General features: G+C 65.5%; 22 protein-coding genes. 19 read left to right on the forward strand and 3 right to left on the reverse strand.

Annotation, left to right across the window (positions count from 1 at the left end; all coding sequences use genetic code 11):
- Nucleotides 1-88 precede the first annotated feature (88 nt).
- Together ACSLUQ_RS03845 and ACSLUQ_RS03850 are read left to right on the forward strand one after the other, a co-directional pair.
- Entirely contained in the window at nt 89-907 is an 819-nt protein-coding gene (locus ACSLUQ_RS03845) for a transglutaminase family protein (RefSeq protein WP_461807735.1), read from the forward strand.
- Nucleotides 908-1077: 170 nt separating this feature from the next.
- Nucleotides 1078-1812: a peptidase gene (locus tag ACSLUQ_RS03850; protein WP_461807736.1), complete on the forward strand. Its 735-nt coding sequence runs from the start codon at nt 1078-1080 to the stop codon at nt 1810-1812.
- Nucleotides 1813-1827: 15 nt separating this feature from the next.
- Here the strand turns inward: ACSLUQ_RS03850 and ACSLUQ_RS03855 are convergent, their stop codons facing one another.
- Nucleotides 1828-2193 (reverse strand): hypothetical protein, encoded by a 366-nt coding sequence (locus tag ACSLUQ_RS03855; RefSeq protein ID WP_417774012.1) that lies wholly within the window; start codon nt 2191-2193, stop codon nt 1828-1830.
- A 1077-nt stretch (nt 2194-3270) separates the two neighbouring features.
- On the opposite strand from ACSLUQ_RS03855, the gene ACSLUQ_RS03860 reads away from it, so the two are divergent.
- The 11 genes from ACSLUQ_RS03860 (at nt 3271) to ACSLUQ_RS03910 (ending at nt 12646) form a co-directional block, all read left to right on the forward strand.
- Nucleotides 3271-3714 carry a MerR family transcriptional regulator gene (locus tag ACSLUQ_RS03860; protein ID WP_461807737.1) on the forward strand — a complete coding sequence of 148 codons (444 nt, stop codon included), beginning with the start codon at nt 3271-3273 and terminating at the stop codon, nt 3712-3714.
- Nucleotides 3711-4160 carry a PaaI family thioesterase gene (locus ACSLUQ_RS03865; RefSeq protein WP_417774010.1) on the forward strand — a complete coding sequence of 150 codons (450 nt, stop codon included), beginning with the start codon at nt 3711-3713 and terminating at the stop codon, nt 4158-4160. Before ACSLUQ_RS03860 ends, ACSLUQ_RS03865 begins: the two co-directional genes overlap by 4 nt.
- Entirely contained in the window at nt 4153-4614 is a 462-nt protein-coding gene (locus ACSLUQ_RS03870) for a GNAT family N-acetyltransferase (protein ID WP_461807738.1), read from the forward strand. The genes ACSLUQ_RS03865 and ACSLUQ_RS03870 overlap by 8 nt, the downstream gene beginning before the upstream one ends.
- A gap of 32 nt (nt 4615-4646) precedes the next feature.
- Nucleotides 4647-5822: an isovaleryl-CoA dehydrogenase gene (locus tag ACSLUQ_RS03875; protein WP_461807739.1), complete on the forward strand. Its 1176-nt coding sequence runs from the start codon at nt 4647-4649 to the stop codon at nt 5820-5822.
- Nucleotides 5823-5859: 37 nt separating this feature from the next.
- Entirely contained in the window at nt 5860-6237 is a 378-nt protein-coding gene (locus ACSLUQ_RS03880; RefSeq protein WP_461807740.1) for a DUF1232 domain-containing protein, read from the forward strand.
- A gap of 58 nt (nt 6238-6295) precedes the next feature.
- Nucleotides 6296-7099, forward strand: coding sequence for an adenylate/guanylate cyclase domain-containing protein (locus tag ACSLUQ_RS03885; protein WP_417774006.1), 804 nt, complete (start codon nt 6296-6298; stop codon nt 7097-7099).
- Between the two features lie 181 nt (nt 7100-7280).
- Entirely contained in the window at nt 7281-7895 is a 615-nt protein-coding gene (locus ACSLUQ_RS03890) for an ATP-dependent Clp protease proteolytic subunit (protein ID WP_417774005.1), read from the forward strand.
- Nucleotides 7896-8024: 129 nt separating this feature from the next.
- Entirely contained in the window at nt 8025-8852 is an 828-nt protein-coding gene (locus ACSLUQ_RS03895) for an aldo/keto reductase (RefSeq protein WP_417774004.1), read from the forward strand.
- Nucleotides 8853-9019: 167 nt separating this feature from the next.
- Complete coding sequence (locus ACSLUQ_RS03900; RefSeq protein WP_461807741.1) at nt 9020-10279, forward strand: adenylate/guanylate cyclase domain-containing protein; 1260 nt, start codon at nt 9020-9022, stop codon at nt 10277-10279.
- A gap of 300 nt (nt 10280-10579) precedes the next feature.
- Nucleotides 10580-12067, forward strand: coding sequence for a methyl-accepting chemotaxis protein (locus ACSLUQ_RS03905; protein WP_461807742.1), 1488 nt, complete (start codon nt 10580-10582; stop codon nt 12065-12067).
- A 165-nt stretch (nt 12068-12232) separates the two neighbouring features.
- Entirely contained in the window at nt 12233-12646 is a 414-nt protein-coding gene (locus ACSLUQ_RS03910) for an ASCH domain-containing protein (RefSeq protein WP_461807743.1), read from the forward strand.
- Between the two features lie 48 nt (nt 12647-12694).
- On the opposite strand, the gene ACSLUQ_RS03915 is transcribed toward ACSLUQ_RS03910, so the two are convergent.
- Complete coding sequence (locus ACSLUQ_RS03915) at nt 12695-13450, reverse strand: DUF599 domain-containing protein (RefSeq protein ID WP_461807744.1); 756 nt, start codon at nt 13448-13450, stop codon at nt 12695-12697.
- A 450-nt stretch (nt 13451-13900) separates the two neighbouring features.
- On the opposite strand from ACSLUQ_RS03915, the gene ACSLUQ_RS03920 reads away from it, so the two are divergent.
- From ACSLUQ_RS03920 to ACSLUQ_RS03930, 3 genes are all read left to right on the forward strand, one after another.
- Nucleotides 13901-15385: a methyl-accepting chemotaxis protein gene (locus ACSLUQ_RS03920; RefSeq protein ID WP_461807745.1), complete on the forward strand. Its 1485-nt coding sequence runs from the start codon at nt 13901-13903 to the stop codon at nt 15383-15385.
- Nucleotides 15386-15619: 234 nt separating this feature from the next.
- The gene (locus tag ACSLUQ_RS03925) at nt 15620-17104 is read left to right on the forward strand and encodes a methyl-accepting chemotaxis protein (RefSeq protein WP_461807746.1); all 1485 of its coding nucleotides are present in this window, start codon (nt 15620-15622) and stop codon (nt 17102-17104) included.
- Between the two features lie 556 nt (nt 17105-17660).
- Nucleotides 17661-18074, forward strand: a complete 414-nt coding sequence (locus tag ACSLUQ_RS03930; RefSeq protein WP_417773997.1) for a rhodanese-like domain-containing protein — start codon at nt 17661-17663, stop codon at nt 18072-18074.
- Between the two features lie 28 nt (nt 18075-18102).
- On the opposite strand, the gene ACSLUQ_RS03935 is transcribed toward ACSLUQ_RS03930, so the two are convergent.
- Nucleotides 18103-18699, reverse strand: coding sequence for a hypothetical protein (locus tag ACSLUQ_RS03935; protein ID WP_461807747.1), 597 nt, complete (start codon nt 18697-18699; stop codon nt 18103-18105).
- A gap of 115 nt (nt 18700-18814) precedes the next feature.
- Between ACSLUQ_RS03935 and ACSLUQ_RS03940 the strand changes: the two genes are divergently transcribed.
- From ACSLUQ_RS03940 to ACSLUQ_RS03950, 3 genes are all read left to right on the forward strand, one after another.
- Nucleotides 18815-19462 carry a glutathione S-transferase family protein gene (locus ACSLUQ_RS03940; RefSeq protein ID WP_461807748.1) on the forward strand — a complete coding sequence of 216 codons (648 nt, stop codon included), beginning with the start codon at nt 18815-18817 and terminating at the stop codon, nt 19460-19462.
- Nucleotides 19463-19610: 148 nt separating this feature from the next.
- Nucleotides 19611-21218 carry a carboxyl transferase domain-containing protein gene (locus ACSLUQ_RS03945; RefSeq protein ID WP_461807749.1) on the forward strand — a complete coding sequence of 536 codons (1608 nt, stop codon included), beginning with the start codon at nt 19611-19613 and terminating at the stop codon, nt 21216-21218.
- A 71-nt stretch (nt 21219-21289) separates the two neighbouring features.
- Entirely contained in the window at nt 21290-23221 is a 1932-nt protein-coding gene (locus ACSLUQ_RS03950; RefSeq protein WP_417773993.1) for an acetyl/propionyl/methylcrotonyl-CoA carboxylase subunit alpha, read from the forward strand.
- Nucleotides 23222-23230 lie beyond the last annotated feature (9 nt).

A 23230-nucleotide genomic window follows, 5' to 3' on the forward strand; every position in this document is an offset into this window, starting at 1 on the left:
GGAGATCCGCGCCGCAAGCGGCCCCGAAGCGTCTGGCCGACCTGGAGGATGACACCGGTTCGGCCTTGCCACGGAAAGTGAGAGACGCATGCGCCTCGTCGTGAAGCACGTAACGCGCTACCGCTATGACCAGCCCATCGCGCACATGGTCCAGCAGCTTCGGCTGACGCCGCCGGACATGCCCGCGCAAAAGGTGCGTTCCTGGCGGGTCGAGGTGCCGGGCTATTCCAAGGCGCCCTTTTACACCGATGCCTTCGGCAACCGTGTCGACGTGATCAGCTACCGTGATCCGGTCGACGAACTGGTGATTACCGTCGAGGGGGTCGTCGACACCGAGGACACCGCCGGCGTCGTTGGCGACATCGGCGATCCGGCACCGGAGGCCGTCTATCTGCGGCTGACGCCGCTGACCAGGCCCAATCCGGCGATCCGCCGGCTGGCGGGGCTTCTCGGCGGGGAGGACGCGGTTGCCGGCTGTCATGCGCTGATGGAGGCGATCCGTGACAAGGTGGCCTATGTGACCGGCGTCACCGAGGTGAACACGACCGCGGCCGAGGCCATGGCCGCGGGCCATGGGGTGTGTCAGGATCACGCCCACATCTTCATCTCGGCTGCCCGTGTCGCCGGGTTTCCGGCACGTTACGTATCCGGCTACATGCTGCTTGCGGAGGAACAGGAATCAGAGGCCCATCATGCCTGGGCCGAGGTGAAGGTGCCGGGCCTTCGCTGGGTCGGTTTCGACGTGTCGAACGGCATGTGCCCGACCGACCGTTACATCCGCCTGACCACGGGGCTCGACTCGCGCTCCGCGGCACCGATCCGTGGCGTGCGCGCCGGTGGCGGTCTCTGCGAGGACATGAATGTTGAGGTGGCCGTCAACCGAGAGCAGGCGCAGGCGCAGCAATAGTCGCGCGAACACCGCTGCAGGATCGTCGGCAGGCATTGCCGAAGCAGGGCGGAGCCTGTCAAATCCCTTTCATCGACCCACCGCGATTCGAGACGCCCGACGCGGCGCCTCGGGTGCGGGCGACGCCGGAGCCGCCTGTCGGCCCATGCCTTGCCGGAGACTGACCTGAGATGACGTATTGCGTTGGCCTGAAACTCGAGCGCGGCCTTGTCATGGCGGCCGACACGCGCACCAATGCGGGTTTCGACAATGTCGCGACCTACAAGAAGCTGCATGTCTGGGAAAAGCCCGGCGACCGGGTCATCTGCCTGATGGCGGCGGGCAATCTCGCGGTGACGCAGTCGGTGGTGTCGCTTCTGTCCGAGCGTCTGTCGCGCGAGGAGAGCGGTGCGAGCAAAAGCCTGTTCTCGGCCGAGACGATGTTCCAGGCGGCGCGTCTCGTCGGGCAGGCGGTGCGCGATGTGCGTGCCATCGACGGCGATGCGCTGGCGGCAAACTCGGAGAACTTCAGCGTCACCTTCCTGCTCGGGGGGCAGATCCGGGGCGAGGCACCGCGCCTCTTCCAGATCTATTCGGCCGGCAATTTCATCGAGGCCTCGCCCGACACGCCTTTCCTGCAGATCGGCGAGCACAAATACGGCAAGCCGATCCTCGACCGGGTGACGCGCTCCGACATGCGCCTCGGTCAGGCGGCGAAGCTGGTGCTTTTGTCGTTCAACTCGACGCTGCGCTCGAACCTGTCGGTCGGCATGCCCATCGACCTGCTGCTCTACAACACCGACAGTTTTTCCGCTCACCGCCAGACGCGCATCGAGGAAGACAATCCCTATTTCGCCGACCTGTCGCACATGTGGTCGGAAAAGCTGCGCGACGCGGTGGCGGAAATCCCGGATTTCGAGATCTGAACTCCCGAGAGCGCCTCAGCGATCCCAGCCGAAGGGGCGAAAGAGCGGCGTTTCGCAGATATAGCCGACGACGCAGCGCGGATTGTCGCGTGTGGCCGCCGCGCGCGGGGCCACCGTCTCCCAGTGATCGCACCAGCGTGGTCCCGCAACGAAGCGCTCGTAGGTGTAGCGGCCCGTCGTCATCACCACCGCGCCGCGCCGGGCGACGAGATTGCGCGCCTGTGCGCAGCTCATTTGCCTGAGGTCGGGGCGCTGGGCGGCGGCCTCCTGCGGCGCGAAGGTGAGGCCGGCGACAAGCGTCGCCGTGCCCGCGATCCCGGCCACGAGGCCGGCAAGAGCGCGTCGGTTTCCCCGCGCCCCGCATTTCCGTCCGCTCCGCATCGTCCTGTCCTTATCCGTTGTCCTGCCGCTTTTGTGGCCGACAACCCGCCCCCTCTTCATATTGGCCCAATCTCACGATCGGTCAATTGCCCCCTGTCCAGCTCTTGCCCCGGCGTTGCGCGTGCGGCACGTATCGCCTTCCTGCTGCTCCCCGGCGCCACCCGCGCGCCGCGCGCTGCCTGTCCTTCCCCTCGGCGTCATCCCGGGCTTGACCCGGGATCCAATCCACGTCGTGGCAGGGGGGCGGTGGTTGGTCCGCCCGGAGCGTTCCGCAGGGCCCGGTGCCCGCATCGCGCGCGGCCCGGGAAGGATTGGGCCCCGGGTCAAGCCCGGGGCGACGGCGGTGTGGGAGGTGAGTGGGGAGGCATATGCGCAAACGCCTTGGGGGGAGGCGCGTGGACGGGCGGAGCAACGGGATGCCTGTCCTTCCCCTCGGCGTCATCCCGGGCTTGACCCGGGATCCAATCCACGTCGCGGCAGGGGGGGCGGTGGTTGGTCCGCCCGGAGCGTTCCGCAGGAGCCGGTGCCCGCATCGCGAGCGGCCCGGGAAGGATTGGGCCCCGGGTCAAGCCCGGCGTGACGGCGGTGTGGGAAGTGAGCGGGGAGGCATATGCGCAAACGCCTCGGGGGGAGGCGCGTGGACGGGCGGCGCAACGGGATGCCTGTCCTTCCCCTCGGCGTCATCCCGGGCTTGACCCGGGATCCAATCCACGTCGCGGCAGGGGCGGCGGTGGTTGGTCCGCCCGGAGCGTTCCGCAGGGCCCGGTGCCCGCATCGCGAGCGGCCCGGAAATGATTGGGCCCCGGGTCAAGCCCGGGGTGACGGCGGTGTGGGAGGTGAGCGGGGAGGCATATGCGCAAACGCCTCGGGGGGGGCGCCGAGAGGCGATCTGAATGCGAGCGCCGGGCGGGAGGTGAGAAACCGCGCCGGAGGCGGCCTTCGTTCCTGTGGCGAAAGAAACCGGGTTCAGATGGGATTGAGAAAATATCAATCGCTCTTGCCATCGGAAATAAAAGCGGTTTTCAAAATTGATTGACTAAAACGTAAACGTAAGCGAGCCTTTCCTTCGGAGGGGCAATGGCGACCTATTATACGATCACCCAGCTCACACAGGAATTCGGCGTGACGACGCGCACCCTGCGCTTCTACGAGGCGGAGGGGTTTCTCAAGCCGACGCGGCGCGGACGCCAGCGGCTCTACCGTCCGGGGGACCGCACCCGGCTGAAGCTGATCCTGCGCGGCAAGCGCCTCGGATTCTCGCTCGCGGAGATCCGCGACATCATCACCATGTACGACAAGTCGCCAGGCGAGGCCGGCCAGCTCCAGTTGCTGATGGCGCGCATCGAAAGCCGGCGGCAGGAACTGCTGGCCAAGCGCCGCGACATCGATCTGACGCTTGCCGAGCTCGACGAGGTCGATGCCGGCGCGCGCCTGCGTCTTGCCCAGCTCGGGCCGACCGCGGACCTGTTTGCCGGCTCCGTTGCATCCGGCGATACCGAAGAGGAGGGGACTTCATCATGAGCCGTTTCGAGCCGCGCGATCCCGACTGGGAACGCCGGGTTGCCGCAAGTTTTGCACGCCAGAGCTTCATGGACACGCTCGGCGCCTCGATCGGCCGGCTCGCTCCGGGCGAGGTGGATCTCGTCGCCTCCGAGGCGCCGGGGCTGAAGCAGCAGCACGGGTTCTTTCATGCCGGCGTTTCCACGACGCTGGCCGACAGCGCCGCCGGATATGCCGCGCTCTCGCTCTATCCCCGGGGTTACGGCGTGCTGACCACCGAATTCAAGATGAACCTGCTCAACCCCGGCCGCGGCGCCCGGCTGGTGGCGCGCGGGCGGGTGATCAAGCCCGGGCGCACGCTCACGGTTGCCGCCTCCGACGTCTGGGGCGAAACCGACGGAGAGCCCGATGTGCATATCGCCACGGGCCTTTTCACCCTGATGGCTCTGGAAGGCATGAATGACTGAAATGATCGCACCGGGCGTACGCCCGCTTGTCGCCGCCGACCGCGCGGCATGGGATCCGCTGTGGGAAGCCTATCTCACCTTCTACCGCCAGACGCTGGCACCCGGCGTCACCGACGCGGTCTTCGCCCGCATCGTCGGCGACGGCGCTCATCAGGGGCTGATTGCCGAGGCCGGAGGCAGGGCGGTCGGTCTCGTCCATTATCATGTCCACGAAACGACCTGGGCAATCGAGCCGACCTGCTATCTGGAGGACCTCTATGTGGAGGCCGACCAGCGTGGCGGCGGTGTCGGCCGGGCGCTGATCGAGGCGGTCTACGGAGCGGCGCGGCAGGCGGGTTGCCGCTCGGTCTACTGGCAGACTGACAACGACAACGCCCGCGCCCGCCGGCTCTACGATCAGGTCGCGGTGCTGAGCCCTTTCGTGCGCTACGACCACATTCTCGTGCAAGACTGACGATCAGCGGCAAGGCCGCCCGGGAGGAAACCATGATCCGCAACGATTTTCCGAGCTTCAATTTCGACCTTGGCGAGACCGCCGACATGCTGCGCGACACGGTGCGGTCCTATGCGCAGGACAACATCGCCCCGCTTGCCGCGCGCATCGACCGGGAGGACTGGTTTCCGCGCGCGGAACTGTGGCCGGCCATGGGAGAGCTTGGCCTGCACGGCATCACCGTTGAGGAAGAATGGGGCGGCTCGGGTCTCGGCTACCTGGAACATTGCGTCGCCATGGAAGAGGTGAGCCGGGCGTCCGCCTCCATCGGTCTCAGCTATGGCGCGCACTCGAATCTCTGCGTCAACCAGCTGCGGCGCTGGGGCAATGATGCGCAGAAGACCCGCTATCTGGGCAAGCTTGTCTCTGGCGAGCATCTTGGCGGGCTTGCCATGTCCGAGTCGGGCGCGGGGTCCGACGTGGTCTCGATGAAACTCAGGGCCGAGAAGAAGGGCGACCGCTACATTCTCAACGGCACCAAGATGTGGATCACCAACGGTCCGGACGCCGACACGCTGATCGTCTATGCCAAGACCGATCCGGAGGCGGGAGCGAAAGGCATCACCGCTTTCCTCATCGAGAAGGGGTTCAAGGGCTTCTCCGTCGCCCAGAAGCTCGACAAGCTCGGCATGCGCGGCTCGCTCACGGGCGAACTGGTGTTCCAGGACTGCGAGGTGCCGGAGGAGAACGTGCTCGGCGACGTGGGCAAGGGCGTCAAGGTGCTGATGTCCGGTCTCGACTACGAGCGCACGGTGCTGGCAGCGGGCTCCATCGGCATCATGCAGGCGGCGATGGACGTGGTGATCCCCTATGTCCACGAGCGCCGGCAGTTCGACCAGCCGATCGGCACCTTCCAGCTCGTGCAGGGAAAGGTGGCGGACATGTATGTCTCCATGAACGCCACGCGCGCCTATGTCTATGCGGTGGCGCGTGCCTGCGACCGCGGCGAGACGACGCGCGAGGATGCCGCCGGCGCGATCCTCTATGCGGCGGAAGCGGCGACCAAGGTGGCGCTCGACGCGATCCAGCTTCTGGGCGGCAACGGCTACATCAACGAGTATCCGACCGGCCGGCTTCTGCGTGACGCCAAGCTCTACGAGATCGGCGCCGGCACCTCGGAAATCCGCCGCATGCTGATCGGCCGGGAGATCTTCAACAAGACCGCCTGAGGTCCGGGCCGTGGCGGGTCGTGGGGCCGTCCGGACCATGCTCGCCCGGCTTGCGTCCTGGGCCGGGCGCCTGAAACGCGAGGTGGCCGCGCTGGCGCTTGCCGTGCGCGATCCGCAGGCGCCGCTTGTCGCGCGGCTCCTTGCGGCGGCGGTGGTGGCTTATGCCCTGTCGCCGATCGACCTCATTCCCGACATTATTCCCGTTCTCGGGCTCTTGGACGATCTTGTGCTTGTTCCCGCGGGGATCTGGCTGGTGCTGCGGCTCATGCCGGACGAGTTGATGGAGCGGGCGCGTCGGCAGGTCGCCGCCGGGGACGGTCCTCGCCCCAGTCGCGCGGCGGCATTCGTCATCATTGCCCTTTGGCTCGGGCTCGCGGTGTGGAGCATCCGTGCCCTGATGCGGCTTGCCTCTTGAACTTGTGCCTCGCAGACGCCATTCAAGGGACGTGCATATTGCACCTTCGGGGGCCTTGATGAGCCAGGTAAAACGCCGACTGGCGGCGATCCTTTGCGCCGACGCGGTGCAGTATTCGCGGCTCATGGAGGCGGACGAGGACGGCACGCTCCATCGGCTGCGTGCCTGCCGCGAGGCAATCGGCGGGCTGGTTGCCGCGCATGACGGGCGCATCGTCAACACCTGGGGCGATGCGGTCATCGTCGAGTTTGCGTCCGTGATCGAGGCCGTGCGCTGTGCGGTGGAGATCCAGGACGAGCTGGCACGGCGCAACGAGGCGCTGCCGGCGAAGCAGCGCATGGTGTTTCGCATCGGCCTGAACCTGGGCGATGTTATGGTCGATGGCGATGACATCTACGGCGACGGCGTCAACATCGCCGCGCGGCTGCAGCAGATCGCCGAACCCGGCGGCATTGTCATTTCCGCGACCGTCTATGACCAGGTGAAGACGAAGCTTGCGCTGGGCTTCGAGCGTCTGGGCGTCCAGTCCGTCAAGAACCTCAGCGAACCGGTCGACACCTATCTGGTGCGCATCGGTGGGGGCAATGCCGTGCCGCACGGCGAGGGCGCGGCGCCAGGGGGCTGGGAGAGCGATGCCCGTGGCTTTGGCGGTGGTGCGAGAGAGCCGGATGCGTCGGGGGCGGCCGTCTTCCTCGACTGGTACCACGCGCAGGGGCGGCGGGTGCGGCTTGCCGTTGGTGGCATTGCGTTCTTCTTTCTGCTGAACCTTTTCTCCGGCTTCGGACATATCTGGTTCCAGTGGCCGTCGCTGCCGTTTATCCTGATGCTTCTGCTTGGCGTGCGCCGCCGTGCCAAGCAGTAGGTTTTACGCAGCCGCCTTTGGATATGTGGTTGGAAACATGCCCGCGGGCGGACGCTTGGCGAGATTGCGGCAACCTTCTTTTCGATCCCCCTTTGCCGGAGGCGCGCGCATCGCCTAAGTATGGGGATCAAGACAGGACGAACGAGCCGATTCCGTCTTCACGAAGGAGCAGATCCTGAACATGACCATCAAGACGAACGATGTGCCCGCCCGCCTCGACGAAGAGGAAGACGACAAGACCAAGACGCCGCCGTCCATCCAGGTCGACAAGCATCTGTTCGACGCGCGCACCGTCCTGATCACTGGCCCGATCACCCAGGAACTGGCGCGCGATGTTTCCGCCCGCCTGCTTGCCATGGCGCAGGTGTCGCATGATCCGATCACGGTGATCGTGTCGTCGCCCGGCGGCCACGTCGAATCCGGTGACATGATCCATGACACGATCAAGTTCATCGCTCCGGAAGTCCGCATCCTCGGCATGGGCTGGGTGGCGAGCGCCGGTGCGCTGATCTATGTGTCGGTCCCCAAGGAGCGGCGCTACTGCACGCCGAACACCCGCTTCCTGTTGCACCAACCGTCCGGCGGCGCCGGCGGTCAGGCCAGCGACATCGAGATCCAGGCCCGCGAGATCCTCAAGATGCGCGACCGCCTCAACAAGATCTTCGCCGCCGCCACCGGCCAGCCGATGGAGCGGATCGAGAAGGACACCGACCGCGACTACTGGATGAGCCCGGAAGAGGGCATCGAGTACGGTCTTGTCGGCAAGATCGCGGGTTCCGTCTCCGATCTCGACTGACGGTGACGGCGCGGCGCGCCATGACGACGTGAGGGCCTGGGGGCCGTCGTGCCATCGGCAGGGCGGTTCCCGGGCCCTTTCTCTTTCCGGCCGGCCGGGTGCCGGTCGATCCACCCAGGAGGGATGACGATGAAGTATCTTTCGCTCGGCGGGGTCGAGATCCCCGCGCTCGGCCTCGGCACCTGGCCGCTCAACGGCGAGATCTGCCGCGACATGGTGCGTTCCGCGCTCGAGAGCGGCTGGAAGCATGTCGACACGGCCGCCATGTATGACAACGAGAAGGCCGTCGGCGCGGGGCTGCGCTCGGCATCCGCGCCGCGCGGCGACTACTTCCTCACCACCAAGGTCTGGCACGACCAGCTCGAGCCGGACAAGCTCATCCGCTCGCTGGAGCACAGCCTCGACCGGCTGGGACAGGAGTATGTCGACCTGTTCCTGATCCACTGGCCCAACACCCATGTGCCGCTGAACGAGCAGATCGAGGCGCTGCTGGAGGTGAAGGGGCGCGGCTGGACGCGGGCGATCGGCGTTTCCAACTTCACCGCGCGCATGGTGCGCGAGGCGCAGGATCTTGCCAGCGGCCAGCTTGCCGTCAACCAGGTCGAGTATCACCCGTTCCTGTCGCAGGTGAAGGTGCGCGAGGCGCTCGATGCGGCCGGCATGGGGCTCACCGCCTATGCGCCGATTGCCCGCGGCGCGGTGATGGACAGCGAGATCATCGGCGATATCGGCAAGCGCCACGGCAAGAACGAGGTCCAGGTGACCCTGCGCTGGCTGGTCCAGCAGGACAACACCATCGCCATCCCCAAGACCTCGAACCCGGCCCGCCTGGCGGAAAACGCCGCGATCTTCGACTTCGAGCTGAGCGACGACGAGATGGCCGCGATCTCGGCGCTGGGCCAGGAGCGCCGGCGCACGGTCGATCCGGACTTCGCCCCCGCCTGGGACGGCGAATAGGCCACAGGTCGCGGCAATTCGGCCGGGTCCTGGAGAGAGGTCTTTATCCGGCGGCATTTCATCCTAAGTAAGGAATGCTGCCGGTTGGCCCCGTCTCCCGGCTTTTCGCGCTATGCTGCTTCCTTCCTCGGCCCGCAAGGGTCCGGACCTTCTCGGGACCCAAGGTCATGACCCTTTCCGCACCTGTCGCTTCCGCCGCCATCACCGCCTGGCTCTATGGCGAGGCGGTCCGCATCGAGGACGGCCGTCCGCTGATCGAGGGGGTCGCGTCGCGGTTGATGGCGAGCGGCGTGCCGGTCGAGCGGATCATGACCGGCATCTCGATCCTTCATCCCAACGTGCGCACCGAATCCGTGCTGTGGACGCGCGAGGGCGGTAGCGAGGTGCGTCGCTATCTCGAGACGGAAGTCACCTTCAAGACCTACGAGAACAGCCCGATCAAGATCATCTACACGGAGCAGCGCCCAGTGCGCATCCGCCTTGAGGGCAACAACGATCTGCCCGGCTACGGCATCGTCGCGGATCTGATCGAGGCCGGCTACACCGACTATCTGGCGCTGCCGCTCCCCTTCTCCGACGGCACCACCAAGGCGATCACCTTCGCAACGCGTGCCCCCGGGGGCTTTTCCGCAAGCCATGTCGCCGTGCTGGAGACGATCACCGCGCCGCTGGCGCTTCTCTTCGAACTGCAGACGCTGAAGCGTACCGGGCGCACGCTGCTGGAGACCTACGTCGGCCGGCGAGCGGGCGGTCGTGTGCTGGCGGGCACCATCAAGCGCGGCGACGGCGAAACGATCTCCGCCGTGGTCGGCTTCATGGATCTGCGCGGCTTCACCCACATTTCCAACGAACTGCCCGGCGACCGGCTGATCGCCATGCTCAACGACTATTTCGACGCGGTCGACAAGGCGGTCGAGGCGCATGGCGGCGAGGTGCTGAAGTTCATCGGCGACGAGGTGATGGCCGTCTTTCCCTATGACAGCGAGGAAACGGCGCATACGGCCGCTCGTCAGGCGCTGTTTTGCGCCCGCGACGTGGTGGCGCGGGTCGCCGAGATCAACGAGGTCTACAAGATCGACGACACCGACCTGCGCGTCGGCATCGCCCTGCACGCGGGCGATGTGTTCTACGGCAACGTCGGGGCGGAGACGCGGCTCGACTTCACCGTTGTCGGGCCCGTGGTCAACCTCGCCTCGCGCATCGCCGGTCTCGCCCGCGATCTCGCACAGGATATTCTCGTGTCCGACACCATCGCCGACATGATGGGGTGCCGGGCGGGCGACCTCGGTCGCTTCGAGGTGCGCGGCTTCACCGATCCCGTGTCGGTGTTCATGCCGCCGGCCGGCGCCATCGACGCCGAGGGGCACTGGTGTGCTGAAGGCGCACATGCCGCAAGGGTGCTCCAAGCCGCCCACGACACCGCCTGAGGGCATCTCCGCCGTTTTTCCTGCTGCCCATCTTGATCTCAACCCTGACGCGGGTGTATCGCGGCCGGTATCGCATGTCTGCCGATCGATGATCGTCAAGATTTTCAGGGATGTTTTGTTTCAAGACGCGAATCTGGCGCCCGATCTCTTGAGCATATATTATGAAATCTATTTTATCTATTTGGAGGGAATTTTGCATTGTTATTTTTGACGTATATTTTTTGCGGCTCGCGTTAAGGGTGTGTAAGGTGTAATTACGTAGGGTCAATTCCCGGAGGGTGGTTATTCGGGGGTTGCAGAATGCTCGGTCTTTCTTTGTTCTCAGGCAGGGCCCAGGCCCTGTTCGACGTGGTGACGAAGTCCCAGGCGCTCATCGAGTTCAAGCCGGACGGCACGATTGTTTCGGCAAATGAGGTGTTTCTTGCCGCAACCGGCTACCGGCTCGAAGAGATCGTCGGCAAGCACCACAGCATGTTCGTGCGTGAGGTCGACCGCGAGGGGGATGCCTACCGCGACTTCTGGCCGTCCCTGGCGCGCGGCGAGTTTCGCGCCGGCGAGTTCCTCCGCATCGGCAAGGGCGGGCGCGAGATCTGGCTGCAAGCGTCCTACAATCCGGTGCCCGGCCGCTCCGGTCGCGTCGAGAAGGTCGTGAAGATCGCGGCGGACGTCACGGCCGCGAAGGCGCGGAGCCTTGATTCCGACGGGCAACTCGCCGCCATCGACCGCTCGCAGGCGGTTATCAGCTTCGCCATGGACGGCACCATCCTCGACGCCAACGAGAACTTCCTCAAGACCGTCGGCTACAGCCTTGATGAGATCCGGGGGCGCAAGCACGAGATGTTCGTGGAACCGGAGTATCGCGCAAGCAGCCAGTATCGCGAATTCTGGGAAAAGCTGCGTGCCGGGCAGTTTCACGCCGGCGAGTTCCGCCGCGTCGGCAAGGGCGGGCGCGAGATCTGGCTGCAGGCGACCTACAATCCGATCCTGAATGACCAGGGCAAGCCGATCAAGGTCGTCAAGTTCGCCTATGACTGCGCCGCCATGGTGCAGCGGCGGCGGCGGCGCGAGACCGTCCAGGTGCAGATCGATGCGGATCTCGCCGAGGTGGCCGACGCCATGACCGGGGCCAACGCCCAGGCCGCCAGCGCCTCGGCGTCCTCCGAGCAGACCTCGCACAGCGTGCAGGCCGTCGCCGCGGCGACCGAGGAACTCGTCTCCTCCATCGAGGAGATCTCCCGCCAGGTCGAGCAGGCGATGAAGGTCGCCAGCCGCGCGGTGGTCGAGGCGCGACAGTCGTCGACCGTCATGGGCAGCCTGGCCCGGGACGCGCAGAAGATCGGCGACGTACTGGAACTGATCGAGAGTGTTGCCGGCCAGACCAATCTTCTCGCCCTCAACGCCACCATCGAGGCGGCGCGGGCCGGGGAGGCCGGCAGGGGCTTCGCGGTGGTGGCGAGCGAGGTGAAGAACCTTGCCGCGCAGACAGCGCAGGCGACCGAGGAGATCAACGCACAGATCGTTTCGGTCCAGTCGTCCTCCGGGCAGGCGGAAAGCTCGATCCTGGCGATCATGTCGATCATCGAGGAGGTGAACGAGATTTCCGCGACCATCGCCGCGGCGGTCGACCAGCAGTCGAGCGTCACCCGCGAGATCTCCCAGAACATGCATCAGGCGTCGGTCGGGGTTTCCGTCATCAGCGACAGCATGCGGTCGCTGTCCACGACGACCGAGCAGGTGCAGGGCGCGACCATCAAGCTGCGCGAGGCATCGCGTTCCATCGTCACCTGACGGATGGCGGCCGGAGAGCGTCCGGGCTTGAGCAAGGTGGGACTCGGGCCCGCTCCGGGTGGGCATAAGCCTTGGATATCGACATCAATCCCATGCGCGACCTTCTGATCGGGCTCTTGATGTGCAACATCCTGCCGAGCCCAACGCGAGGAGGAGGATGCGCACATGTCAGAAGACGTCACGACGCTGAAGCAGCGCTATCCGACGGCCGAGACGTTCAAGTTCGGCGACAGTGCCGCCTTGTGCGAGAGGCTGTTGTCGCTGGTGCGATCAGGCAGAAAAGTGGCGACCTGCAGCGCCTTGCGGGACTGTCAGAATGGCGAGCCCACGCCGGAGATCGGGCGGCGGGATATTGCCCTGAACTGGGACGACACGCCGGCTCTGGTCATTGAGACGGTCGAGTTGATCCAATGCCGGTTCGACGAGGTGACGGAAGCGATGGCCCTGGCCGAAGGCGAGGACGACAGCCTTGAGGGCTGGCGCGAGGGACATCGCGAGTATTTTGAGCGCAATGGCGGGTTTTCCCCGGATATGGAGATCATTTGGGAGCGGTTCGCTCTCATCGAAGATCTGTGCTGAGCGAACGAGCCGGCTGGTCTTGTCTCGCCGGGGTTGAGCGGATGCCCTTCAGCCGAGCGGGTCGGGCCGCTCGGTGCCGGCCGCCTCGCTTTCGGGGGGGGGCGTTGCGGGCACCGGCACCTGGTGCGCGGCCATGGCGAAGCCGCGGGCGCGGGAGAAGAACTGTCGCCGGCCGAGCACGGCCAGCACGAACAGCGTGCTGGCAAAGAACGTCCATGGCCCGATGAACCAGCCGAGATATCCCATCGAGAAGAAGAAGGCGCGCTGGCCGCGGTTGAAGTGGCGGCCGGCGAGCACCATCACGCCGGCGGCGTTCTCGGCAAACGCCTTCGCCTCTGCCGGGGGCGGATCGCCGTCGGGCACCGCGCCCATCAGGATGGTGGCATAGTTGAACAGCCGGTAGGCCCAGCCGAACTTGAAGAAGGCATAGGAGAAGATCAGCGCCAGCCCCAGCACCTTGACCTCCCAGTTCGCCGCCGTGCGTCCCTCGCCGAGGCCGATGTCGGTGAGGATGCGCAAGATCGATTCGGTCGAGGTCAGCAGCGCGAAACAGCCGCCGATCGCCAGCAGCGAGGTCGAGGCGAAGAAGCCCGTGCCCTGTTGCAGCCCGGCGGCGATGCCGACATCCATGATCCTGACGCGCCGACGGCTCATCGCCAGCATCCAGCCGCGCCGGTGCATGTCCATCTGATGCGACAGGGTGATCTTGCGCAGCGGCGACAGTTCGACGACGACATTGAAGGCAAGCCAGGACGCCAGAAAGAAGGCGATCGCCGTCACGTCGAGGCTGGACAGGGGCAGCATGGCGGTAACTCCTTCCTGTTCCCGGCCAGCGCGATTGATGCCGCAAGCCGGGATCGACTCATTTCCTGACCTCCGATCCTGCCAGCAGATAGCGCGCGGCGCACGGCGGAAGCGCGTCAGCTCCTCGCAAAAGCGAAGGCACTGCGATCTTCTGCAATTTCCTGTGTACTTTCCCGATCTTCAGCGGTTTGCGGAAGAGAGCCTTCATTCTTCGTAATATTAGCGGCTTTATCAGGTTCAATGAGCTTATATCTCCTGCTTGTTCCGTATAATTTTATATAAAAGCCGTTTTTCTTGTCCGGACTTTGTTTTTCACGGCGCTTTCATTTTTCAACTATTGGTGGCAACTTGGCGCTTTTTATAATTCAGATGCATTTATTAATCCTTTGGCAGAAAATCTGACCTAGGGTCATGTGCGTATCAAGGGAAGAAACAAATCAGGAGGCGTCAATGCGCGGGATCTCTTTTCTCTATGACAAGAACAAGGCCCTGCTCGAGGCGCTGGACAAGTCGCAGGCGATCATCGAATTCACGCCGGACGGCACGATCCTTGATGCCAACGAGGCTTTCCTGTCGGCCGTGGGCTACGGCATTGACGAGGTCCGCGGCAAGCATCACAGCATGTTCGTGCGCCAGGACGACCAAGGGAAGGCTGGCTATCGCGCGTTCTGGGCATCGCTGGCGCGTGGCGAGTTCCGTGCCGGCGAGTTCCGGCGGATCGGCAAGGGCGGTCGTGAGGTCTGGCTGCAGGCGTCTTACAATCCGGTTCTCGACGGTTCGGGCAAGGTGGCGCGCGTGGTGAAATTCGCGGCCGACATCAGCGCCGACAAGCAGCGCAGCCTCGACCTCACCGGGCAGGTCGAGGCGATCAACCGCTCCCAGGCGGTGATCAGCTTCGCCATGGACGGCACGATCCTCGATGCCAACGACAACTTCCTGAACGCGATGGGCTACCAGCTCGACGAGATCCGGGGGCGCAAGCACGAGATCTTCATCGACGAAAGCCAAAGGGGCAGCCAGGACTATCGCGACTTTTGGAACAAGTTGCGCTCCGGCGAGTTCCATGCCGGCGAGTTCTCGCGGGTCGCCAAGGGCGGGCGCGAGGTCATCATCCAGGCGACCTACAACCCGATCTTCGACGACGACGGCAAGCTGGTGAAGGTCGTCAAGTTCGCGACCGATCGCACGGCGGAAGTCAACCAGCGCCGTCATCGCGAGGCCGTGCAGAAGCAGATCGACAGCGGTCTGACCGATGTCGCCGACGCAATGGTCAACGCCAATTCGCAGGCTGCCGATGCCTCGGCCTCCTCGGAGCAGACCTCGTCGAGCGTTCAGGCCGTCGCCGCCGCGGCGGAGGAGCTGGTTGCCTCCATCGAGGAAATCTCGCGCCAGGTGACCCAGGCGATGACGATTGCCGGCCGCGCCGTCACGGAGGCTCAGCAGTCCTCAACGGTGATGGGCGGGCTGGCCCGCGACGCACAGAAGATCGGCGACGTTCTGGAGTTGATCGAGAGCATTGCCGGCCAGACCAATCTTCTGGCGCTCAATGCCACCATCGAGGCGGCGCGCGCCGGAGAGGCGGGCAAGGGGTTCGCCGTCGTCGCATCCGAGGTGAAGAACCTCGCCTCGCAGACGGCGAAGGCGACCGAGGAGATCAACGCACAGATCGTATCGGTGCAGTCGTCCTCGAGCCTCGCGGAAACGTCGATCCAGGCGATCATGGAGATCATCGAGGAGATCAACGACATTTCCGCAAGCATTGCCTCGGCCATCGAGGAACAATCCTCGGTGACGCGGGAAATCTCCGGCAACATGCAGCAGGCCTCGGCCGGCGTGGCCACCATCTCGGGGAGCATGCGCTCGTTGTCGCGGGTGACCGAGGGGGTGCAGGAGGCGACGGTGAAGCTGCGCGAGGCGTCGCGGGCCATCGCCTGACCCCTTGCGGATGGCGAGGCCTCGTGCCGGTCGGTCGTCGGAAGGGCGTTTGTGCGGAACTCGAACCTCACTTGTTGTCCAGAGGCGATAGCCTCCGGAAGCAGGCGCCAAGCCTGCGAAAACTTCCAATAAGCAGTACTCCGTAAATGGGAGTTGCATTGGAAAATTAACGTAGCGGAAATTTCTTCCGCGTATCTTGTTGGCGGACGCCGCGAGAACAGGAGAGCTTGCGAGATGCGTGGAATTTCAATGCTGTATGACAAGAACAAGGCGCTTCTCGAGGCACTCGGCCGGTCGCAGGCGATCATCGAATTCAAGCCGGACGGCACGATCATCGATGCCAACGACGCGTTTCTGGCGACCATGGGCTACCGTCTCGAGGATATCCGCGGCAAGCATCACAGCATGTTCGTGCGGCCGGTTGAGCGAGACAGCGCGGAATACCGCGCGTTCTGGGCGGCGCTGGTGCGCGGCGACTATCAGGCGCGCGAGTTCCGCCGCATCGGCAAGGACGGCAAGGAAATCTGGTTGCAGGCGTCCTACAATCCGGTCCTCGACAGCGCCGGCAAGGTTGTGCGGGTGGTGAAATTCGCCACCGACATCACCAACGAGAAGCACCGCAACATGGACCTCGACGGTCAGGTTGCCGCCATCAATCGCTCGCAGGCCATCATCAGCTTCGCGATGGACGGCACCATTCTCGATGCCAATGAGAACTTCCTGGCAGCGCTCGGCTACCGGCTCGACGAGGTCAAGGGCCGCAAGCACGATATCTTCCTCGGCGCCGAATACCGCGCCAGCCGCGAGTACCGCGAGTTCTGGGACAAGCTGCGGTCGGGCCAGTATCACTCGGGCGAGTTCCTCCGTCTCGGCAAGGGCGGCGTGGAGGTTTACATCCAGGCCACCTACAACCCGATCCTCGACGAGGATGGCAAGCCGTTGAAGGTGGTGAAATTCGCCACCGACCGGACCGAGCAGGTGAAGCGGCGCATGCACCGCGAGGCCGTCCAGCGCGAGATCGACCGCGATCTCGACAGCGTCGCCCGCTCCATGGTCGAGGCGAATTCGCAGGCCGCCAACGCTTCCGCCTCGTCGGTGCAGACGTCCTCCAATGTCCAGGCCGTGGCCGCGGCTGCCGAAGAGCTGGTGTCGTCGATCGACGAGATCGCGCGCCAGGTCAAGCAGGCGATGGAGATCGCCGGACGTGCCGTCAACGAGGCGCAGCAGTCCTCGTCGGTGATGTCGGGCCTTGCCCGCGATGCTCAGAAGATCGGCGACGTGCTCGAGCTGATCGAGAACATCGCCGGCCAGACCAACCTTCTGGCCCTCAACGCCACCATCGAGGCGGCCCGCGCCGGCGAAGCCGGCAGGGGGTTCGCGGTTGTCGCCAGCGAGGTGAAGAACCTGGCCGGCCAGACGGCGAAGGCGACCGAGGATATCAACGGGCAGATCTTGTCGGTTCAGTCGGGCTCCAGCCTGGCGGAAAACTCCATTCGCTCGGTCATGGAGATCATCCAGCAGATCAGCGACATTTCCGCCGGTATCGCCGGGGCGATCGAGGAGCAGTCCTCGGTGACCCGCGAGATCTCCGGCAACATGCAGCAGGCCTCCGTCGGCGTCTCCGCCATCACTGGAAACATGCGCGGCCTGTCCGAGGAGACGGGCCGGGTGCAGGAGGCGACGATCAAGCTCCGGGAGGCGTCCCGCTCCATCGCCTGATGCGGCGCGCGCCTCGTGGCGACAAGATTGCTTCGTCGGCTTGCAGGATTGCGTAATTTTGTCGTCGGGTTCGCCCGAAATGCACACCGGGCTGCCATGCATGACGCACACGGCAGCCCGTTCTTTTTTTGCACTTGCGAAGTCCTTTCCAAATCGTTAAATCCACGCTCTGGACCGACGGCGGCCGTGGGGGCTATCAGGGCCGCGATTTTCGGACAAAAGGACATCCATGGACGAACAGGCTCAAAAATCCTGTTGGGGTGTAACGGCTTGGGCCGTTCTCCTGGCAGGTGGCGTATTGGCGCTGCTTTATGTATTTGGCAGCGCCGATGTGGTTCCGGCCACAGTTGCGGCAATGGGCTGAACGGATTGCGGTTCGGCCGGTCGCCATGAAAGGCGATCCGCACGGCAGAAATTCAGGAAAAAGGGCGCGGTATCCGCGCCCTTTTTCTTTTGTCCCGACGGCAGCCCGGCGGGGACAGTCATTTCCCCTTGCACCGGCCGCCCGAGGCGGGAACACTTGCCGCCGGCGAGGACGCGAGCGGAGGAGACGCGGATGGGCGGAAAAATCACCAAGGGTTACAAGGCGCTGGTCGACGAGGCCACGGCCGCGATCGAGACCCTGTCCGTCGAGGAGGCGATCGCCCTTCACGGCGATCCCGATGTCGTCTTCGTGGATATCCGCGACGTGCGCGAGCTTTCGCGCGAGGGCCGCGTGCCTGCTGCAGTGCACGCGCCGCGCGGCATGCTGGAGTTCTGGGTCGATCCGGACAGCCCGTATCACAAGCCGGTCTTTGGCGAGGACAAGCGCTTCGTGTTCTTTTGCGCGGCCGGCTGGCGGTCGGCGCTGGCGACACGGGCGGTGCAGGAAATGGGGCTTGCGCCGGTCGCCCATATCGCCGGCGGCTTCGGGGCCTGGAAGGCGGCCGGCGGTCCGGTCGAGAGCGCCGAGGAGACGCGGGCGGGCTGATGAATCCTGGCCGCCTGGCAGGTGTGCCTCAGCAGCCGCCGCAGGGGTTGTCGGCCGCCGTATCGAAGCGCGGCCGGCTGCTGGTCGGCCGGGCCCGCTGGAAAATCATCTGCCTGAGCACCTTCACATTGGAGGGCGCGCTCGACAGCAGGCCGGCGAACTGGTCGGGTCCGATGGCGACCATGATCAGCGTCACGGGACCGAGCGAGGGCCAGTCGATCTGGGCACCCCAGGTGTCGACATCGGCGAGAGAGGTCACGCGCGCCAGGGCCATGGCGTCCTCGCGCGACAGGGTGATGCCCGGCTGCACGGGCCATTCGATCCGCGCCAGACCGTCGGGAATGCGCCACAGGCGGATGACGGTGTCCAGTTTCAGCAGCAAGGAGTCGCCGGAACGCTCGATGCTCACCAGACGCTGGTCGAAATCGGAGGCACGGGTCTCGATCAGGCCGTCCTCACCACGCCTGATCGTGGCCGTGTTGGCTACGACGAAGACCGGGGCCTCGTCGGAGGCTTCCGGCGCGCGGCCGCGACCGTCGGCTTGCGCAATGGCCGGGTGCGGGCCGTGAAGGCCCGTTGTGAGAACGATCGCCAGAGCCGCGATTTTGAGTACAGAAACAAGCATCGGATCATGACACACTGGAAAACATGACTTGAAATTCTCAGTCAGTTTAGCAGGGCGAGAATAACAATTCGCTGATGTCGATGGTTAAAAATACGGGGAGCTGTGAGGAGGGATCATGAAGCTGGTGATCGGAAACAGGACCTATTCGTCATGGTCGCTGCGCGCCTGGCTTGCGGCCAGAGCCAGCGGAGCGGATTTCGAGGACATGCTGCTGCCGCTCGACACGCCCGAGTTCTACAGCCGCATCAAGGAGATATCGCGCGCTGCGCGCGTTCCGGTGCTGATCGACGGGGAGACCCATATCTGGGACTCGCTCGCCATCATCGAGTATCTCGCCGAGACCTTTCCGGCTGCCGGGCTGTGGCCGCGGGACAAGGCGGCGCGTGCCCAGGCGCGCTCCGTTGTCGCGGAGTTCCATTCCGGATTTTTCGACCTGCGCGGGAATTACCCGATGAACCTGCGCCGGGCCCCGGCGGTCCATCCGGGCGCGCCCGATGCGGCGCGCGATATCGCGCGGGTCTGCGAGATCTGGCGCGACTGCCGGGCGCGCTTCGGCGGTGGCGGCGATTTTCTCTTCGGCGCCTTCTCCGCGGCCGACTGCTTCTACGCGCCTGTCGTCTCGCGCTTCCTGACCTACCGGCTGCCGCTCGGCGAGGTGGAAGCCGCCTATGCGCACGCCGTCATGGAGCACCCCTTCATGCGGGAATGGCGCGAGGCGGCGGCCGCAGAAACGCTTGTGGTGGCTGCTGACGAGGTCGATTGATATTTATCAAGCGGATGAAATATATATCAAAAATAGATCATGTTGACTTGAACGTAAACGTAATTCACTGTCCCGACGAAGAGGATGGGTGAAGGGTGGCGCCACGGTTGGCGGCGCTCTGGCACGATGCAACCGGGGAGGCGATCGGGTGGCGATCCTGCGCAGCAACGCGACGACGAAAGGGCCGGAGGTCGAGGCCAACCGCGCGGCCTGGGAGGTGCTTCGCGACGACCTTCTGGCGCGTCGCGCCGAGGCGGCGATGGGCGGAAACGAGCGGGCGCGCGAACGCCACGTCTCGCGCGGCAAGCTCCTGCCAAGGGAGCGGGTGGCCCGGCTGCTCGATCCGGGCACGCCGTTTCTCGAGGTCGGGGCGCTTGCGGCGCTCGGCCTCTACGATGACGCGATCCACGGCGCGGGGCTGATCACCGGTATCGGCCGGGTCTCGGGCCGCGACTGCATGATCGTGTGCAACGATGCCACCATCAAGGGCGGCACCTATTATCCGATGACGGTGAAGAAGCATCTCCGGGCGCAGGAAATCGCCATGGAGAACCGGCTTCCCTGCATCTATCTGGTCGATTCCGGCGGCGCCAACCTGCCCAACCAGACCGAGGTCTTTCCGGACCGCGACCACTTCGGCCGCATCTTCTTCAACCAGGCGACCATGTCCTCCATGGGCATTCCGCAAATCGCGGTGGTCATGGGGTCATGCACCGCCGGCGGTGCCTATGTGCCCGCGATGTCCGACGAGACGATCATTGTCCGGCGGCAGGGCACGATCTTCCTGGCGGGTCCTCCGCTGGTGAAGGCGGCGACCGGCGAGGAGGTCTCGGCCGAGGATCTCGGCGGCGCCGAGGTTCATGCCAGGGTTTCGGGCGTCGCCGACCACTACGCGCTCGACGACGACCAGGCACTCGCCCAGGCGCGGCGCATCCTTGCCAATCTCAACAGCGAGAAATCGCCGACACCGGCGCTTTGCGCGCCGCGACCGCCACACGCCGACCCGGCGGATTTCGATGCGGTGGTGCCGGTTGACCTGAAGAAACAGTATGACATCCGCGAGGTCATCGCCCGTCTCGTCGATGGCTCCGAACTCGACGAGTTCAAGGCCACCTACGGCACGACGCTGGTCACCGGCTTTGCCCGCATCCACGGAATGCCGGTCGGCATTCTGGCCAACAACGGCATCCTGTTCTCGGAATCGGCGCTCAAGGGCGCGCATTTCGTCGAGCTTTGCTGCCAGCGCAAGATCCCGCTGCTGTTCCTCCAGAACATCACCGGCTTCATGGTCGGGCGCGAACATGAAGCCGGTGGCATCGCCAAGGACGGCGCCAAGCTTGTGACGGCGGTCGCCTGCGCCAAGGTGCCGAAGATCACCGTCATCGTCGGCGGCTCCTACGGGGCGGGCAACTATGGCATGTGCGGCCGTGCCTACGGCCCGCGCTTCCTGTTCATGTGGCCCAATGCCCGTATCTCGGTGATGGGCGGAGAACAGGCGGCGAGCGTGCTTGCGACCGTCAAGCGCGACAACATCGAGAAGGACGGTGGCGCCTGGAGCACGGAGGAAGAGGCGGCCTTCAAGGCGCCGATCCGCGAGAAATACGAGGCCGAGGGCCATCCCTACCACGCCACGGCGCGGCTTTGGGACGACGGCATCATCCTGCCGGGCGAAACCCGCCGCGTGCTCTCGCTGGCGCTTTCGGCGAGCCTCAACGCGCCGATCCCGGAGACGCGCTTCGGCGTCTTCCGCATGTGAATGCGCCTTCGCGGGGAAGCCGTTTCCCGCGTGCCGCCGCCTGCCAATGTCCGAACGACAAGAGGGTCTCCATGCTGGATTCGGTGCTGATCGCCAATCGCGGAGAAATCGCCTGCCGCATCATCAAGACCGCGCGCCGTCTCGGCCTGCGCACCATCGCCGTCTACTCCGAGGCTGACCGGGGGGCGTTGCACACGCGCCTGGCGGATGAGGCCGTGCCGATCGGCCCTTCTCCGAGCGCGGAGAGCTATCTGGTCGCCGAGCGGATCCTGGCGGCGGCGAAGCAGACGGGGGCGGCCTCGATCCATCCGGGCTACGGCTTCCTGTCGGAAAACGCCGATTTCGCGGAGGCCTGCGCCGCCGCGGGCATCGTCTTCGTCGGGCCGTCCGCCTCGGCCATCCGCGCCATGGGCCTGAAGGACGGCGCCAAGGGGCTGATGGAAAAGGCCGGCGTGCCGGTGGTTCCTGGCTATCACGGAGAGAAGCAGGACGCGGAGTTCCTCAAGCGCAAGGCCTATGAGGTTGGCTATCCCGTGCTGATCAAGGCGGTGGCCGGCGGCGGCGGCAAGGGCATGCGCCGGGTCGACAAGGCCATCGATTTCGACGCCGCGCTCGCCTCGGCGCAACGCGAGGCGAAATCCGCCTTCGGCGATCCGCGCGTTCTCATCGAGAAATTCGTCCTCAACCCGCGCCACATCGAGATCCAGGTCTTCGGCGACGGCAAGGGCAATGCGGTTCATCTGTACGAGCGCGACTGTTCGGCGCAACGCCGTCACCAGAAGGTGCTGGAAGAGGCACCTGCCCCCGGCATGAACGCGCAAACCCGTGCCGCCATGGGCGCGGCCGCGGTCGCCGCCGCGAAGGCGGTGAACTATGCGGGCGCCGGCACCATCGAGTTCATCGCCGACGGCTCCGGCTCGCTGCGCCCGGACGGATTCTGGTTCATGGAGATGAACACCCGCCTGCAGGTCGAGCATCCGGTCACCGAACTCGTCACCGGACAGGACCTTGTCGAATGGCAGTTCCGCATCGCCTCCGGCGAGGGGCTGCCGCTTGAGCAGGACGAAATCCCGCTCTCCGGCCACGCGGTCGAGGTGCGGCTCTACGCGGAGGACCCGGACACCGGTTTCCTGCCCTCCACCGGACGGCTCGACATCCTGGCCCTTCCCGAGAGCGAGGGCATTCGCATCGACACGGGCGTCGAGCAGGGGGCGGAAATCTCGGCCTTCTACGACCCGATGATCGCCAAGGTGATTGCCTACGGGCCGACACGCGAGGTTGCGCTCGACCGGTTGGCGCGCCAGTTCTCCGCCGCGCGGATCGCCGGGCCGAAGACCAATCTCGCTTTTCTTGCCAGGCTTGTCGCCAACGCGGAGGTCCGCGCCGGAGGCTTCGATACCGGCCTTATCGACCGTGACATCGCGGAGCTGACACAAGGCGGCGTTTCCGACGGCACGGTGGCGCTGGCGGCAGCGGCGCTTCTGGGGCGCGGCGGGCCCGCCGAAGCCGGCGGCTGGAGCGATCCCTTCAGCGTCTGCGATGCCTTCGAGCTTGCCGGCACGCGCAAGGTCGGCATCAAGGTTGAGGTCGACGGCGAGCCGCGCGACGTGACCGTGGCCTGGGAACAGGGGCGCGCGGTGCCGCTTGGAGCGGGGGCGAGCGCCGGCACGGGCGGCGACGTCAGGATCGCCGGCGCGATTGCCTATGCGCTGGAGGGCGGACGCGCGGTCAAGGTGGCGCTTGTCGACCAGCTCGCGCGGGTGGCGGAAGAGGAAGGCGGCGCTGCCGCGATCAAGGCGCCGATGCACGGCAAGGTCATCGCCGTCGATGTCGCGGCCGGCGACACGGTGGCGAAGGGCGCGCGGATCGCGGTGGTCGAGGCCATGAAGATGGAGCACGCCATCCTTGCTCCGCGCGACGGCACGGTGGAGGCCGTGTTCGTGTCCGAGGGCGCGCAGGTCGACCAGGGCGCAGCCGTCGCCACGCTCGCCGACGAGGACTAGGAGCAGGGG

The sequence above is a fragment of the Stappia sp. ICDLI1TA098 genome (assembly GCF_054880955.1).

Excerpts from the sequence above, each read along its gene's own strand:
- ACSLUQ_RS03880 (WP_461807740.1), top strand. The coding sequence starts at position 5,860 with ATGCTCGCCCGGCTTGCGTCCTGGGCCGGGCGCCTGAAACGCGAGGTG.
- ACSLUQ_RS03935 (WP_461807747.1), bottom strand. The coding sequence starts at position 18,699 with ATGCTTGTTTCTGTACTCAAAATCGCGGCTCTGGCGATCGTTCTCACA.
- ACSLUQ_RS03905 (WP_461807742.1), top strand. The coding sequence starts at position 10,580 with ATGCTCGGTCTTTCTTTGTTCTCAGGCAGGGCCCAGGCCCTGTTCGAC.
- ACSLUQ_RS03855 (WP_417774012.1), bottom strand. The coding sequence starts at position 2,193 with ATGCGGAGCGGACGGAAATGCGGGGCGCGGGGAAACCGACGCGCTCTT.
- ACSLUQ_RS03860 (WP_461807737.1), top strand. The coding sequence starts at position 3,271 with ATGGCGACCTATTATACGATCACCCAGCTCACACAGGAATTCGGCGTG.
- ACSLUQ_RS03920 (WP_461807745.1), top strand. The coding sequence starts at position 13,901 with ATGCGCGGGATCTCTTTTCTCTATGACAAGAACAAGGCCCTGCTCGAG.
- ACSLUQ_RS03870 (WP_461807738.1), top strand. The coding sequence starts at position 4,153 with ATGACTGAAATGATCGCACCGGGCGTACGCCCGCTTGTCGCCGCCGAC.
- ACSLUQ_RS03845 (WP_461807735.1), top strand. The coding sequence starts at position 89 with ATGCGCCTCGTCGTGAAGCACGTAACGCGCTACCGCTATGACCAGCCC.
- ACSLUQ_RS03910 (WP_461807743.1), top strand. The coding sequence starts at position 12,233 with ATGTCAGAAGACGTCACGACGCTGAAGCAGCGCTATCCGACGGCCGAG.
- ACSLUQ_RS03930 (WP_417773997.1), top strand. The coding sequence starts at position 17,661 with ATGGGCGGAAAAATCACCAAGGGTTACAAGGCGCTGGTCGACGAGGCC.
- ACSLUQ_RS03940 (WP_461807748.1), top strand. The coding sequence starts at position 18,815 with ATGAAGCTGGTGATCGGAAACAGGACCTATTCGTCATGGTCGCTGCGC.
- ACSLUQ_RS03850 (WP_461807736.1), top strand. The coding sequence starts at position 1,078 with ATGACGTATTGCGTTGGCCTGAAACTCGAGCGCGGCCTTGTCATGGCG.
- ACSLUQ_RS03915 (WP_461807744.1), bottom strand. The coding sequence starts at position 13,450 with ATGCTGCCCCTGTCCAGCCTCGACGTGACGGCGATCGCCTTCTTTCTG.
- ACSLUQ_RS03925 (WP_461807746.1), top strand. The coding sequence starts at position 15,620 with ATGCGTGGAATTTCAATGCTGTATGACAAGAACAAGGCGCTTCTCGAG.
- ACSLUQ_RS03895 (WP_417774004.1), top strand. The coding sequence starts at position 8,025 with ATGAAGTATCTTTCGCTCGGCGGGGTCGAGATCCCCGCGCTCGGCCTC.
- ACSLUQ_RS03865 (WP_417774010.1), top strand. The coding sequence starts at position 3,711 with ATGAGCCGTTTCGAGCCGCGCGATCCCGACTGGGAACGCCGGGTTGCC.
- ACSLUQ_RS03950 (WP_417773993.1), top strand. The coding sequence starts at position 21,290 with ATGCTGGATTCGGTGCTGATCGCCAATCGCGGAGAAATCGCCTGCCGC.
- ACSLUQ_RS03885 (WP_417774006.1), top strand. The coding sequence starts at position 6,296 with ATGAGCCAGGTAAAACGCCGACTGGCGGCGATCCTTTGCGCCGACGCG.
- ACSLUQ_RS03890 (WP_417774005.1), top strand. The coding sequence starts at position 7,281 with ATGACCATCAAGACGAACGATGTGCCCGCCCGCCTCGACGAAGAGGAA.
- ACSLUQ_RS03900 (WP_461807741.1), top strand. The coding sequence starts at position 9,020 with ATGACCCTTTCCGCACCTGTCGCTTCCGCCGCCATCACCGCCTGGCTC.
- ACSLUQ_RS03875 (WP_461807739.1), top strand. The coding sequence starts at position 4,647 with ATGATCCGCAACGATTTTCCGAGCTTCAATTTCGACCTTGGCGAGACC.